The organism is Aeromonas sp. ASNIH2 (assembly GCF_002934795.1).
Lineage (GTDB): Bacteria > Pseudomonadota > Gammaproteobacteria > Enterobacterales > Aeromonadaceae > Aeromonas > Aeromonas caviae.
In genome coordinates this window covers 1,958,443-1,972,157 of record NZ_CP026406.1, presented here as the reverse complement: position 1 = coordinate 1,972,157, position 13,715 = coordinate 1,958,443, and the positions used below count along the sequence as shown (strand labels likewise).

11 protein-coding genes are annotated in these 13,715 nt (G+C 65.4%); 5 read left to right on the top strand and 6 right to left on the bottom strand.

Going from position 1 to position 13,715, the window contains the following annotated elements; translation table 11 throughout:
• Positions 1–10 precede the first annotated feature (10 nt).
• The 3 genes from C3F36_RS09180 (at position 11) to C3F36_RS09170 (ending at position 1,929) form a co-directional block, all read left to right on the top strand.
• On the top strand, positions 11–577 hold the full coding sequence (locus C3F36_RS09180) for an LON peptidase substrate-binding domain-containing protein (RefSeq protein ID WP_010676027.1): 567 nt from the start codon (positions 11–13) through the stop codon (positions 575–577).
• A 124-nt stretch (positions 578–701) separates the two neighbouring features.
• On the top strand, positions 702–1,271 hold the full coding sequence (locus tag C3F36_RS09175) for a sigma-70 family RNA polymerase sigma factor (protein ID WP_010676026.1): 570 nt from the start codon (positions 702–704) through the stop codon (positions 1,269–1,271).
• The gene (locus C3F36_RS09170) at positions 1,264–1,929 is read left to right on the top strand and encodes a ChrR family anti-sigma-E factor (RefSeq protein WP_104454946.1); all 666 of its coding nucleotides are present in this window, start codon (positions 1,264–1,266) and stop codon (positions 1,927–1,929) included. The genes C3F36_RS09175 and C3F36_RS09170 overlap by 8 nt, the downstream gene beginning before the upstream one ends.
• Positions 1,930–2,040: 111 nt before the next feature.
• Here the strand turns inward: C3F36_RS09170 and bacA are convergent, their stop codons facing one another.
• The 6 genes from bacA to galE form a co-directional block, all read right to left on the bottom strand.
• The gene (gene bacA / locus C3F36_RS09165; RefSeq protein ID WP_010676024.1) at positions 2,041–2,856 is read right to left on the bottom strand and encodes an undecaprenyl-diphosphate phosphatase; all 816 of its coding nucleotides are present in this window, start codon (positions 2,854–2,856) and stop codon (positions 2,041–2,043) included.
• 254 nt (positions 2,857–3,110) lie between these two features.
• On the bottom strand, positions 3,111–4,106 hold the full coding sequence (locus tag C3F36_RS09160; protein ID WP_104454945.1) for an aldo/keto reductase: 996 nt from the start codon (positions 4,104–4,106) through the stop codon (positions 3,111–3,113).
• 142 nt (positions 4,107–4,248) lie between these two features.
• Positions 4,249–5,316: a galactose-1-epimerase gene (gene galM / locus C3F36_RS09155; RefSeq protein WP_267893460.1), complete on the bottom strand. Its 1,068-nt coding sequence runs from the start codon at positions 5,314–5,316 to the stop codon at positions 4,249–4,251.
• Between the two features lie 27 nt (positions 5,317–5,343).
• Positions 5,344–6,492, bottom strand: coding sequence for a galactokinase (galK, locus tag C3F36_RS09150; RefSeq protein WP_104454943.1), 1,149 nt, complete (start codon positions 6,490–6,492; stop codon positions 5,344–5,346).
• The gene (locus tag C3F36_RS09145; protein ID WP_039039638.1) at positions 6,489–7,547 is read right to left on the bottom strand and encodes a UDP-glucose--hexose-1-phosphate uridylyltransferase; all 1,059 of its coding nucleotides are present in this window, start codon (positions 7,545–7,547) and stop codon (positions 6,489–6,491) included. Before C3F36_RS09145 ends, galK begins: the two co-directional genes overlap by 4 nt.
• Before the next feature lie 49 nt (positions 7,548–7,596).
• On the bottom strand, positions 7,597–8,610 hold the full coding sequence (gene galE, locus C3F36_RS09140) for a UDP-glucose 4-epimerase GalE (protein WP_104454942.1): 1,014 nt from the start codon (positions 8,608–8,610) through the stop codon (positions 7,597–7,599).
• Between the two features lie 216 nt (positions 8,611–8,826).
• Between galE and C3F36_RS09135 the strand changes: the two genes are divergently transcribed.
• Together C3F36_RS09135 and C3F36_RS09130 are read left to right on the top strand one after the other, a co-directional pair.
• On the top strand, positions 8,827–9,831 hold the full coding sequence (locus C3F36_RS09135; protein WP_010676018.1) for a substrate-binding domain-containing protein: 1,005 nt from the start codon (positions 8,827–8,829) through the stop codon (positions 9,829–9,831).
• 643 nt (positions 9,832–10,474) lie between these two features.
• Positions 10,475–13,549, top strand: a complete 3,075-nt coding sequence (locus tag C3F36_RS09130; protein WP_104454941.1) for a beta-galactosidase — start codon at positions 10,475–10,477, stop codon at positions 13,547–13,549.
• Positions 13,550–13,715 lie beyond the last annotated feature (166 nt).

The following is a 13,715-nucleotide window of genomic DNA, read 5'->3' as shown; positions in this document are numbered from 1 at the left end:
GATGATTCCCATGACACTGGTACTGTTTCCACTCTCCGCTCACCTGCTGCCGGGCGGCATTATGCCGCTGCGCATCTTCGAGCCCAGATACCAGCGCATGATCGCCGAGTCCCGGGAGCGGGAGTTCGCGCTCTGCATGCTGGACCCCCGCCAGCCCGACGCGCTGCGCAACATGTACCCCATCGCCACCCGGGTGCGCATCATCGATTTCGATCTGCTGCCCGATGGTTTGCTCGGCATCACGGTGCTCGGGGTGGAGCGGGTGCGCATCACGGATCTCTGGCAGGAAGAGGACGGTCTGCGGGTCGGCGAGGTGGAGCCCCTGCCCCCCTGGCAGAGCGGCAGGCTCCAGGCGGATCAGCACTCCCTGGCCAAGGCGTTGCAGGATGTGTTCAACGACTATCCGGAGTACGCGGCCCTCTATCCGGAGCCGGACTGGGAGGATGCGAGCTGGGTCGCCCAGCGCTGGCTGGAGGTGCTGCCCATCCCGGTGGAGCAAAAACAGTGGCTGGTGGCGGCCAAGGACAACCAGCCCACTCTCTCCCTGCTGAGCGGTCTGCTGGTCGCGAGCCATTGAATTCCCCTTCCCGGTGATCCATTTTCCTCGCTCACCGTATTGGGGGTGAACACCACACGCGAGGGATGGCGCAATGGCATATACTGGCCAACCACAATCGGCTCCACGCAGGACATCGCCCCCCATGGACAACCCAGACGGCGACCTCACATCTTTGCTGGTCCGGGTGGCCGAGCGGGCCGACAAGGCTGCCTTCGCCACCCTGTTCCACCACTTCGCGCCGCGCATCCGCAGCTACGGGCTGCGCCACCTCGGCAGCGAAGCCAACGCCATGGAACTGGTGCAGGAGACCATGCTGCTGGTCTGGCAGAAGGCACGGCTCTATCACCCCGACAAGGGCGCCGCCACCACCTGGATCTACACAGTGATGCGCAACCAGAGCTTTGACATGCTGCGTCGCCGCCGCGCCAGCAAGGAGGAGCTCTGCGCCGAGGAGATCTGGCCGCTGCTGGAGTTCCGGGCCGAAGAGGAGCACCTGAGCGGCGGTGAAGACGCGGTGCTGACCCGTCAGATGGCCCACTATGTCGCCACGCTGCCGGAGCCGCAGCAGCAGGTGGTGCGCGGCATCTATCTGCAGGAGCTCTCCCAGCAGGAGCTGGCCGACCGGCTCGGCGTGCCCCTTGGCACCATCAAGTCCCGGCTGCGGCTGGCACTACAGAAACTGAAGGAACAAGTGGAGCAAGGCCATGATTAAGACCCATCCGACTGAACCCATGCTGCGCGCCTTCGCCGCCGACGAGCTGCCTCTGCCGCTGGCCGTCGGTGTCTCCGCCCATTGCGAGTTCTGCCCCGAGTGCGCCGCCCGGGTGAAGGAATTTGAAGAGGCGCTGGCGTGCCAGCATCTCGCCCCTGACGCGCCGGACGAGGCGCTGCCCGCCGGATTCGATGCCATGCTGGCGGGCATACTGCAACAGCCGGTGGCGACGGAGGTGGCGCTCGCCCTTCCCGAGAGCCCGAGGCCAGAGCTCAGGGTGGCGGGTCACAGTTATCGGCTGCCGAGGGCATTGGCACGGCATCATGCCCCCAGGTGGCGTCATCTCGGGGCCATCCGCCAGGTCAGCCTGCCCCTGGACGAGATGGGGGCGCGGGCCAACCTGCTCCACATCGAGGCGGGGGGGCGGATCCCGGAGCACACCCACAAGGGATATGAGCTGACCCTGCTGCTGGCGGGCACCATCGAGGATGGCGACACCCGCTATCAGGCGGGGGACTTCATCTGGCGTGACGCCAGCCACGCCCACAGCCCCCGTACCCCGGACGGCTGCCTCTGCTACACGGTGCAGGATGCCCCCGTGCAGTTCACCAAGGGGTTGTCACGGCTGCTCAACGGCATCAGCCAGCACCTCTATTGAGTTGGGTCACGGCTGCCCGGTGATCGCGGGCTGCCGCGCGACTGAGGCGGTATCACGGCATGAAAAAAGGGACCCTCGGGTCCCTTTTGTGTTGCTTGGCGGCGAAGCCCATCAGGCCACGAAGACCAGGTAGACGACGAAGGCCAGCAGGAAGCGGTAGATGGCGAACGGGATGAAGTCGAGACGACGGATCAGCGCCAGGAAGGTCTTGATGGCGACCATGGCCACCACGAAGGCGGTGACGAAGCCCACCGCAAACATGGGGAAGTCCGCCATGGAGAGGAAATCGCGGCTCTTGTAGAGATCCAGGCCGCTGGCCGCGATCATCATGGGTACCGCCATGATGAAGGAGAATTCTGCTGCCGCGTGGCGGCTGATGCCCATCAGCATGCCGCCGCTGATGGTGGCGCCGGAGCGGGAGAAACCGGGCCAGAGTGCCAGGCACTGGAACAGGCCGATGCCGAATGCCTGCTTGTAGCTGATGTCGTCCAGGGTCTCCGCGGTCACGGCGGGGCGGAACTTTTCGGCGATGATGAGCAGGATGCCACCGGCCACCAGGGCATACATCACGGTTTCCGGCCCGAACAGATTGGCCTTGATCCAGCTGTGGATAGCCAGCCCGACGACCACGGCGGGCAGCATGCCGAGGATGACGTGCACCAGGGAGAGGGTCGCGTGGCCCGGGGTGGGTTTCTGACCGAAGTGAATGCCGATGAGTCCGAACAGGCGGCGCCAGAACATGACGACCACTGCCAGGATGGAGCCGAGCTGGATCACCACCTCGAAGGTGGCGGCCTTGGGTCCTTCAAACCCGAGGAGGTGGCCGACGATGATCATGTGGCCGGTGGAGGAGACGGGGAGGAACTCGGTCAGGCCTTCCACTATGCCCAGCACAAAGGCGACGAACAGGGCGTAGGATTCGGTCATGGTGCAGATCTCTTGGTTATGGGGTCTGGATAAAATCAACCCCGAACGGGTCGGGGCGGCCAATGATGGCGGAAAATCGCGCGGGCAACCAGTGAATATTGGGGATTTCAGCGCCCTGTTCCGGCCGGGAAAGGGCGCTGGCGGACCATGCAGGGCGCGGCTTGCCGCATGCTGTCAGAAGCCATGACTGTCCCGTCACGTTCTGACAGGTCAGTCACGCCTGTTGAGATCTGTTTTATGATCTCTTTGTGCTGTCAGGCCAGTATGGACAGGATTTTCTGTTGAAGATCATCGTCCAGAGGGGGCTGCCCCAGGGCGTCGACGGCGCTCGTTATCTGTTGGGGATGGCTGGCGCCAATCAGGGCGCAGCTCACCACGGGGTCGCGCAGCACCCATTGCAGTGCGAGTTGCGACAGGGACTGACCCCGTTGCAGGGCCAGTGCATGCAGGGCGCGGACGGTGGCGAGCTTCTCCTCGGTGATCTGGTCCGCCGTGAGGAAGGGGCTGGCACTGGCGGCGCGGGAATCCGCGGGAATGCCCGCCAGGTAGCGATCGCTCAGCAGCCCCCCCGCCAGGGGCGAGAAGGCGACCACCCCCATGCCGTGCTCCCGACAGGCTGGCAGGGTGTCGGGCTCAATATCGCGTTGGAACAGGGAGTATTTGAGCTGGTTGACCAGGCAGGGGGTGCCGAGCTCCGCCAGCTGGGCGGCAGCCTTGGCCGCGAGCGGGGCCGGGTAGTTGGAGAGGCCGATGTAGAGCGCCTTGCCCTGGCGCACCATCAGGGCCAGGGCCTGGCAGGTCTCCTCGAGCGGGGTGCGGGGATCCGGCCTGTGGTGATAGAAGATGTCCACGTAGTCGAGGCCCAGACGGCGCAGGCTCTGGTGCAGGCTGGCGAAGAGGTACTTGGCGCTGCCGCCATCGCCGTAGGGGCCGTCCCACATCACGTAGCCCGCCTTGCTGGCGATGATGAGCTCGTCCCGATAGGGAGCCAGGCTCCTCTTGAGCAGCGTGCCGAAGGTCAGTTCGGCAGATCCCGGCGGCGGCCCGTAGTTGTTGGCGAGATCGAAGTGGGTGATCCCCAGATCGAACGCCTGATGCACCATGGCCTTCGCGGTGGCGGGATCGCTTCCGGCGCCGAAGTTGTGCCAAAGGCCCAGACCGATGCCGGGCAGGCGCAGGCCGTGGCGGCCCGCCGGTCGGTAGGGCTGGCGCTGGTAGCGGTCGGGGGCGGCGAGGTAGTTGTCATCCATCACGGTGCGGTTCCTTGGCTGGTGTGCAATGAGGAGCGACGTGCCCTGCGGCGGGCCTCACCCCGGCTGATTCGGCGGTGCCATCGGGGCCGCCATGACGTGGTGGCGTGCCCGGGCCCCTTCGTCTGCCCGAGCGGGGCTGTCAGGGGGCAGGAATAAAGCGATAACGGGTCTGGTGGCGATAACGCTGCCCCGGCAGCAACCAGGGATCGCCGAGGGCGGGCCGGTTCGGGCTGTCGGGCAATTGCTGGGCCTCCAGGCAGAAGCCGTCGTAATCCCGGTAGGGTCGGCCCTGACGATCCGGTGTGCCGGTCAGCCAGTTGCCGCTGTAGAACTGCAGGGAGGGCTGATTGGTGTAGACCGCCATGGTCAGCTTGCCATCCCCCGAGATCACCCGGGCGGCCCATGGCTGATTGGATCCACCAAACGGCTCATCAACAGGCTCAAAATCGCTATTGTTGAGCAGAAATGCATGATCGTACCCCTTGGCCAACTGCTGCTGGGGGTGGTCCAGCCACGCCTGGCCGATGGGGCGGGGGGCGCGCAGATCGAAGGGGCCTTCCACCGGGGCGATGGCCAGCGGCAGGCTCTGGTCATCCGTGGGCAGGTAGCGGTCGGCGTTTAGGCTGATGGTGTGGTGGCGGATGTCGCCACCGCCATCCAGGTTGAAGTAGGCGTGGCTGGTGAGGCTGACCGGGCTGGGGGCGTCCGTGCTGGCGCAGAAGTCGACCACCAGATCGCACTGCTCCAGCCGATACTCCAGGCTCACCCTCAGATTGCCGGGAAAGCCCTGATCCCCCGCCCGGGAGAGGAGCGCCAGCTTGACCCTGTCCGCCTCCTGCTCCTTGATCTGCCAGGTGCGGCGATGGAAACCGTCGCGCCCGCCGTGCAGGCAGTTGGCCCCCTGGTTGGCGTCCAGCGTCCAGCACTGGCCTTCCCGCTCAAGGCGGGCGCCGCCGATGCGGTTGGCAAAGCGCCCCGCCACGGCCCCCAGCCATACTTGCTGGGTGAGGTAGGCCTCGTCGGCGCAACCCAGCAGCACCTCCCGCCGCTCTCCCGCCACCGGCAGGGTGAGGGAGGTGAGGGTGGCCCCGTATGCGAGACCGCGCAGCCGCAGTCCCTCCTCGTTTTCCAGCTCGAATCTCATCATGGTTTGCGGTTCCCCGTCGTGATCCCGTCGCCCCCTGTCGGCGTCGCGAGTGCCGGGCAGGGGGCGTCACCCGTTGTCAGGCGTGCGTTACAGTCTGCCGGCCCCTGCGCTGGCACGGCAGACGTAGCAGTCCGCCTTGAGGCCGAAACGGGCCGGGTATTCCGCCTCCACCACGGCGATCACCTCGGCCACCTTCTCGGGGCGCAGCAGGGCGACCACGCAGCCGCCAAAACCGCCGCCGGTCATGCGCACACCGCCTTCGCTGCCGATCCGGGCCTTGATGATCTCCACCAGGCCGTCGATGGGAGGCACGGTGATCTCGAAGTCATCGCGCATGGCGGCGTGGGACTGGCCCATCAGCTCGCCGAGGCGCACCAGATCGCCCTGTGCCAGCGCATCGGCCGCCGCCAGAGTGCGGGCGTTCTCGCCGACCACGTGGCGGGCACGGCGATAGCAGGCCTCGTCCAGCCCGGCCTTGCCCGCTTCCAGCGTGGCCAGGTCAAGATCCCGCAGGGCCTTGACCCCGTAGTGACGGGCGGCGGTTTCGCACTGCTGGCGACGGGTGTTGTATTCGCTGTCCACCAGGCCGCGGCGCACGTTGGAGTTGACGATGAGCACCGCCAGATCGGTGGGCATGGGGATGAGCCGGGTCTCCAGGGAACGGCAATCGAGCAGCAGGGCGTGATCCTGCTTGCCGCTCGCGGAGATCATCTGATCCATGATGCCGCAGTTGCAGCCGACGAACTGGTTCTCCGCCTGCTGGCCGTTGAGGGCGATTTCCGCCTGGCTGATGGCCAGTTCCTGGGCCTCCTTGAAGGCCTGGCCGATGGCCACCTCCAGGGAAGCAGAGGAGGAGAGACCCGTCCCCTGGGGCACGTTGCCGGAGACCACCAGATTGAGGCCACGCAGGGCGTGGCCCCGTGCCTGCAGGTGTGTCACCACGCCGCGGATATAGTCGCTCCAGCGCTGGCTGGGGTGGTGCTCGATGGGTTGATCGAGACTGAACCGGTCGCGCTGGTTGTCGTAGTCGGCGGCGATCACTTCGACCAGGTTGTCGCCGCGCAGGCCGATGGCGACGCAGGTCTCGTAGTCGATGGCGCAGGGTAGCACGAAGCCGTCGTTGTAGTCGGTGTGCTCGCCGATGAGGTTGACGCGGCCTGGAGCCCGTACCAGCAGGTCGGGTTGTTGCTCAAACTGCTCGGCAAACACGGCGCTGACGCGCTGGCTCGGGGTCATAGGGCCTCCTCGTTGGACTGGTTCTGGTCGTTGTAGTGGATGGGACTGAGGGCGCGCAGCCGTTCCGCCGCCTGTTCCGGGGTGAGATCGCGCTGGGTTTCGGCCAGCATCTCGAAGCCCACCATGAATTTGCGCACCGTGGCGGAGCGCAGCAGGGGCGGATAGAAGTGGGCGTGCAGTTGCCACGCCTCGGGGCAGTCGGAACGGGGCGGGGCGAAGTGCCAGCCCATGGAGTAGGGGAAGCTGCACTGGAACAGGTTGTCGTAGCGGCTGGTGAGCTCCTTGAGCGCGATGGCCAGATCCTGTTGCTGTTCCCGGGTGAGATCCAGCATGGAGGGGACATGGGCCTTGGGCAGCAGCAGGGTCTCGAACGGCCAGGCCGCCCAGAAGGGCACCACCGCCAGCCAGTGGGCGGTCTCCACCACGATGCGGGAGCGATCCGCCAGCTCCCGCTCTACATAGTCCAGCAGCAGGGGGCGGCCGTGTTCGGCCAGCCAGGCGCGCTGGTGCGCCTCTTCCCTGGCAATCTCGTTGGGCAGGAAGTCGCTGCCCCAGAGCTGGCCGTGAGGGTGAGGGTTGGAGCAGCCCATGACGGCGCCCTTGTTTTCAAAGACTTGGACCCATTCCCACTGGTCAGAGAGCTCGGCCACCTGGTCCATCCAGGTGGTGATCACCCCTTCGATGGCGGGCAGGGGCAGCTCGGGCAGGGTCTTGCCGTGATCCGGCGAGAAGCAGATGACCCGGCTGGTGCCCCGGGCGGCTTCCAGCTTCAGCAGGGGATCCGGCGCCGCGTCAGCGGCCGGGGTGTCCTGCATCAGGGCGGCGAAGTCGTTGGTAAAGACGAAGGTGCCCTGATAGTCGGGGTTGATATCGCCGGTCACCCGGGTGTTGCCCGCACAGAGGAAGCAGTCGGGGTCATGGGCCTGGCTCGGCGCCAGGCTCACCTTCTCGACCTGGCCTTGCCAGGGGCGCTTGGCCCTGTGAGGGGAGACCAGCACGTACTGGCCGGTGAGCGGGTTGAAGCGGCGGTGGGGGTGATCAACGGGGTTGAACATCATCACTCCAGTGTGTGAGTTGAATACATCCGAAGGCGCAGGCCAGGGCCTACGCCTCGTAACCATTGGGGTTGGCGGACTGCCAGCGCCAGCTGTCGGCGCACATGGCGGCGAGATCCCGGCTGGCGTGCCAGTCCAGTTCCCGAGCGGCCTTGGCGGGATCGGCCCAGCACTCGGCGATGTCGCCGGGGCGCCGTGGCTCGATCCGGTAGGGAAGGGGCCGACCGCAGGCGGCCTCGAACGCCGCGACCATCTGCAACACGCTCTGGCCCTGGCCCGTGCCCAGGTTGTAGGCGTGGACACCGCCCCGTCCGGCGCAGTGTTCCAGAGCCTTGACGTGCCCTTCGGCGAGATCCATCACATGGATGTAGTCGCGCACCCCGGTGCCGTCGATGGTTGGGTAATCGTTACCAAAGACCGAGAGGCAGTCGCGCCTGCCGATGGCGACCTGGGTCAAAAACGGCATCAGATTGTTGGGGATGCCCTGGGGATCCTCCCCCAGGGTGCCGGACTCGTGGGCGCCGACGGGGTTGAAATAGCGCAGCAGGGTCATGCTCCAGTGGGGCTCGGCCCGCTGCAGATCCTCGAGGATCTCCTCGATGATCAGCTTGGATCGGCCATAGGGGTTGGTGGCGCTGCGGGGGAAATCCTCCCGGATCGGGGTGCTGGCGGGATCGCCGTAGACGGTGGCCGACGAGCTGAACACCAGATTGCGTACCCCGGCCTGTTTCATCGCCTGCAGCAATACCAGGGTGCCGCTCAGGTTGTTCTCGTAGTAGTCCAGCGGGATGCGGGTCGACTCGCCGACCGCCTTGAGGGCGGCGAAGTGGATCACGGCGTCGATGTGCTGCTCCCTGAAGATGCAATCCAGCAGGGCCGGGTCACGGATGTCCCCTTCGTAGAAGCGGGGCTCGCGCCCGCTGATGGCGGCGACACGGGTCAGGACGCTCGCCTTGCTGTTGCAGAGGTTGTCCACCACCACGGGCTCCATGCCTGCGGCCTGCAGGGCCAGACAGGTGTGGCTGCCGATGTAGCCGCAACCGCCGGTGACCAGTACTTTCATCCGTTGTTCCACCCTCAACTCCTCGCATCAGGAAAGCCTGAGCAGGAGTCTAGCCGAGGGGCTGACGGGCAAACTGTGAGCTGCTTAACAAATATGTGTAAACGATTACACTTGTTTTCATCGACCAATGTGGCAAGTTCTGATTTTTCCCCCTGTTATCAGTGACATTGAACGGTATAATGCGGCCAGTTGCAGCGTGAAATAAGTGAAAACAGCATGAGCACCATCAAGGATGTCGCCCGTTTGGCCAATGTGTCAGTGGCAACGGTTTCACGGGTGATGAACAACTCACCCAAGGCCAGTGCCGCCTCCCGCGAGGTGGTGCTGAAGGCCATGGCCGAGCTGGGCTATACCCCCAACGCCAACGCGCGGGCCCTGGTCAGCCAGACCTGTGACACCATGGGAGTGGTGGTGGGCGACGTGGCGGATCCCTTCTTCGGCGCCCTGGTCAAAGGGGTCGCGGCGGTGGCGGTGGAGCAGGGCTTGCATCTGTTGATGGGTAATGGTTTTCACCGCGCCCAGCAGGAGCGGGAGGCCATCGAGCTGCTCATCGGCAAACGCTGCGAGGCACTGGTGGTGCACAGCAAGGCGCTCGGCGACGAGGAGCTGGTCGACTACGCCCTGCGCGCCCCCGGCATGGTGCTGATCAACCGCGACATTCCGAGTCTGAGGGGGCGCTGCATCGCCCTCAACAACCGCCAGGGTGCGGCGACCGCCACCCGTCATCTGCTGGATCTCGGCCACCGCCATATCGCCTTCCTGAGCTCGGATCACGCCATCGAGGATGCGCTGTTGCGCCACCAGGGCTATCAGGATGCCCTGGCGGAGGCGGAGGTCTTCGCCGATCCCGAGCTGGTGGAGAGCGGCATGCCCAATGAAGAGGGGGGCGAGCGCGCCATGCTCAACCTGCTGGCCAAGGGGTTGCCCATCACGGCGGTGGTGGCCTACAACGACGCCATGGCGGCAGGGGCCATCTCTGTGCTGGCGGACAACGGCCTCAAGGTGCCGGAAGAGGTGTCTGTGGTGGGCTTCGATGACATCATCTACGCCAGATACCTGAGGCCCAAGCTCTCCACCATGCGCTATCCCATTGAGCTGATGGCGGCCCAGGCGGCCAAGCTGGCGCTGCAACTCGCCGCAGGGGAGAGCGAATCGGTGCAGAGCCGCATCTATACCCCCACCCTGATCAACCGCCATTCGGTCGCTCCCGTCAGGTCCTGATCGCAGCGCTTGCTCCCCGTCGGCGCAAGCGCTGCACCTGGCGAACCCGTACTGCAGCATATAAAGCGCCCCCATAGCTCAGACGATAGATAGCTCAGAGCATGGCTAGCGCAGACCATAAAGGACTGTCTGAGGAGTGACAACCGTCCCCTCACACTCCCTGCCTGCTGAACTTGGCAGCTCTTCCCGCTCGTCTGTCACGAGCCCCTCTCCCCCGGCCTGCCGAGCCTCACTTCCTGCCGGAACCTGCCAGACGCTCACCATGGCTTTTCTCTGCGCCGGGCAGGGGCTCTCGTGGCCTCTGCACACTCCTTCGAGAGACCGGGCTGTGTGCCCGGAACCGGGTTGAGGCGCTCCAGCACCTGATGGAGCGAGGGGGGCGTGGTGTCGGGTCTTTGCCATGGCTTGCTCAGCTGGTTCGGCCATTGCCTCCCGGTTTCACACTCCCGGGCATCTTTTGCCCTTCCGAAGGTCCGCTTTTCCCCCGTGGGGTTATTTACCCGGATTTATCCGATTTTTACTTCGTTTTACTTAACAAAATGAGTGTAATCGTTTACATCTGTGTGAGCGGGATCGCCGATCACCGGGCAAAACTCTCCTACACTGCAGTGGTTTTCAGCGTGAATGCAGGGAGAAGTGAAGCATGCTCAGGGAGATAGTGGCCCGTCAGGATTGGCAGACCCAGGGGATCACCGCCGTGAACCGGTTGCCAGCCCATACCCCCTTGTCCAGTTGGCGCAGTGAAGGGGAAGCCAGGATAGGGGGGTTGTCACCTTCCCGCCTGCTGCTGGACGGCGAGTGGCAGTTCTCCTGGTTCGAGGCCCCGGAGCGGGTGCCGGAGCAGTGGCTGGTGGAGGATCTGCCGGATGCCTGCCCCATCAAGGTGCCGGGCAACTGGCAACTGGCTGCGGCCTACCCGGGGGCGCGGCCCGTCACGGATGTGCCCATCTACACCAACATCAAGTACCCCTTTCCCTGCGACCCGCCCCGGGTGCCTGCCGAGAACCCCACCGGTTGCTACTCCCGCGAGTTCACCGTTGCTGCGAACTGGCTGGCCGAGGGGCAGACCCGGATCATCTTCGACGGGGTGGACAGCGCGTTTCACCTCTTCTGCAACGGCCGCTGGGTCGGTTACTCCCAGGACAGCCGGCTGCCGGCGGAATTCGATCTGACCCCCTTCCTTCAGGCCGGGGCCAACCGGCTCGCCGTCCTGGTGCTGCGCTGGTCTGACGGCTCCTATCTGGAAGATCAGGACATGTGGCGCATGAGCGGCATCTTCCGCTCCGTCAGCCTGCTGCACAAACCGGCCCGTCATCTGATGGATATCCGGGTGACGCCCGAGCTCGACGCCTGCTACCGGGATGCCCGCCTCAAGGTTGAATTGCAGGCGGCCAACGGAGCCGGTCTGTCGGTGGAGGCCAACCTCTATGATGGCGACGAGCGGGTGGCGACCCTGCGCCAGCGGATCGGCACCCAGGCCATCGACGAGAAAGGGGTGTATGACGATCGCGCCGAGCTGTGGCTGACGGTAACGGCGCCACACAAGTGGAGCGCCGAGACCCCGTACCTCTATCGCCTGACCCTGACCCTGCTGGACGAGCAGGGAAGCGTCCTCGAGAGCGAGGCCCATGACGTGGGCTTTCGGGCGGTGGAGATCCGTGGCGGCCTGCTGCGGGTCAACGGCCAACCCCTGCTCATTCGTGGTGCCAATCGCCATGAACACCATCCCGCCACGGGTCACGTGGTGACCCCGGCCGACATGGAGCAGGATCTGCTGCTGATGAAGCGGCACAACTTCAACGCGGTGCGCTGCTCCCACTATCCCAATCACCCCGAGCTCTATCGCCTGTGCGACCGGCTCGGCCTCTATGTGGTGGACGAGGCGAACCTGGAGACCCACGGCATGACCCCCATGGGGCGGCTGGCGCGGGATCCCGCCTGGAGCAACGCCTTCCTGGAGCGTGTTACCCGCATGGTGGCCCGGGACTTCAACCACCCCTGCATCATCATCTGGTCCCTGGGGAACGAATCCGGTTATGGCCCGGCCCACGACGCCATGTATCGCTGGGTGAAGGGGGCGGATCCCAGCCGTCCGGTGCAGTACGAAGGGGGCGGGGCCGACACCCCGGCCACCGACATCATCTGCCCCATGTATGCCCGTACCCATCAGGATCAACCCTTCCCGGCGGTGCCCAAGTGGGCGCTGGCCAAGTGGATCGGCCTGCCGGAAGAGACCCGGCCGCTGATCCTGTGCGAATACGCCCACGCCATGGGCAACAGCCTGGGGGGCTATGCCCATTACTGGCAGGCATTTCGCGATCATCCGCGGCTGCAGGGTGGGTTTGTCTGGGACTGGGTCGATCAGGGGCTGGACAAGCAGACCGACGATGGCCGCCATTTCTGGGCCTATGGTGGCGATTTCGGCGACACTCCCAACGATCGCCAGTTCTGCTGCAACGGCCTGCTGTTCCCCGATCGCACCCCCCATCCCTCCTTGTTTGAAGCCCGGCGTGCCCAGCAGCCCTTTGTTCTGACCCTGCAGGGTCGCCAGCCGCTGACGGTGGAGATCCGCAGCGAATACCTGTTCCGCGAGACGGACAACGAACGCCTGCAGTGGCGTCTGTGTGAAGACGGCGTGGTGGTGAGCCAGGGTGAATGCCCGCTCGAGCTGGCCCCCCGGGGGAGCGTGACGCTGACCCTGCTGGAGCAACTGCCGGCCTTTGCGCCGGGGGCGCTCGCCTGGCTGGATCTCGCCATCGTGCAGCCCACCGCCACGGCCTGGGCCGGAGCGGGTCACGAGGTGGCTCGCCAGCAATGCTTGTTGCCCGCGCCCCTGGCGCTGCCGTCGGCCTGCCCGGCGGTCAGCCTGACCGAGCAGCGCGATCACTGGGTGCTTGGCGCCGCAGATTCCCTGTGGCAGCTCGACAAGGCCAGTGGTCGCATCGTCAGCTGGCAGAAGCAGGGCCGCGAGCGGCTGCGCGACGCCATCGCCGATCATTTCTATCGGGCGCCGCTCGACAACGATATCGGCACCAGCGAGGCGGATCACGCCGATCCCAACGCCTGGATTGCCCGCTGGCAGGAGGCCGGACTCAATGATCTGCAGCACCGCTGTCTCGGCCTGGAGGCGAGTCCGGAGCTGGGTCTTATCACTGCGCACCACGGCTACTTCGTGGGTGACGAGCCGAAGATCCTGACCCGCTGGCATCACAGGATGGACGGGGAGGGCGCCATGCACCTCGTCATCGAGGTGGAGGTGGCCGCCGATATGCCCTCCCTGCCGCGCATCGGTGCCCGGCTCTGGCTGGCTGATGAACCGGCCGAAGGTGCCCCGGTGAGCTGGCTGGGGCTTGGCCCCCACGAGAATTACCCGGATCGCCGGATCGCCGCCGATCTCGGTCGCTGGCAATTGCCCATCGAGGCGTTGCACACCCCTTATGTCTTCCCCACCGACAACGGACTGCGCTGCGATACCCGCGCACTGCAACTGGGGGATCTGGCGGTGGAGGGGCGCTTCCACTTCAGCGTCAGCCGCTACAGTCAGCAGCAGCTGGCCGAAGCCCGTCACCAGACCGATCTGGTGGCTCTGGGGGGCACGCACCTGTGCCTCGATGGCTTCCACATGGGGGTGGGAGGCGACGACTCCTGGAGCCAGAGCGTGCGGCCCGAGTTCTGGCTGTTGCCGGGGCGTTATCAGTGGCACTGCCGTCTGAGCTAGCCGGACCCGTCGTCGCGAGATGGCGAGACCCAAAGGCGGTTTCTCACGTAACTATTTAATTTTTAACAATATTACGGCTATGTAACAGAGTGTAAACGTTTTCATTTTGTTGCCAGGATCACAGACCGCCTCACAACAAACTGATTACATTAGGCTGGCGCCAGCT

Bases quoted from the DNA above. Each gene is read 5' to 3' on its own strand.
- galK (WP_104454943.1), bottom strand. From the start codon at position 6,492: ATGACCCCGAGCCAGCGCGTCAGCGCCGTGTTTGCCGAGCAGTTTGAG.
- C3F36_RS09145 (WP_039039638.1), bottom strand. From the start codon at position 7,547: ATGTTCAACCCCGTTGATCACCCCCACCGCCGCTTCAACCCGCTCACC.
- bacA (WP_010676024.1), bottom strand. From the start codon at position 2,856: ATGACCGAATCCTACGCCCTGTTCGTCGCCTTTGTGCTGGGCATAGTG.
- C3F36_RS09180 (WP_010676027.1), top strand. From the start codon at position 11: ATGACACTGGTACTGTTTCCACTCTCCGCTCACCTGCTGCCGGGCGGC.
- C3F36_RS09135 (WP_010676018.1), top strand. From the start codon at position 8,827: ATGAGCACCATCAAGGATGTCGCCCGTTTGGCCAATGTGTCAGTGGCA.
- galE (WP_104454942.1), bottom strand. From the start codon at position 8,610: ATGAAAGTACTGGTCACCGGCGGTTGCGGCTACATCGGCAGCCACACC.
- C3F36_RS09160 (WP_104454945.1), bottom strand. From the start codon at position 4,106: ATGGATGACAACTACCTCGCCGCCCCCGACCGCTACCAGCGCCAGCCC.
- C3F36_RS09170 (WP_104454946.1), top strand. From the start codon at position 1,264: ATGATTAAGACCCATCCGACTGAACCCATGCTGCGCGCCTTCGCCGCC.
- C3F36_RS09175 (WP_010676026.1), top strand. From the start codon at position 702: ATGGACAACCCAGACGGCGACCTCACATCTTTGCTGGTCCGGGTGGCC.
- C3F36_RS09130 (WP_104454941.1), top strand. From the start codon at position 10,475: ATGCTCAGGGAGATAGTGGCCCGTCAGGATTGGCAGACCCAGGGGATC.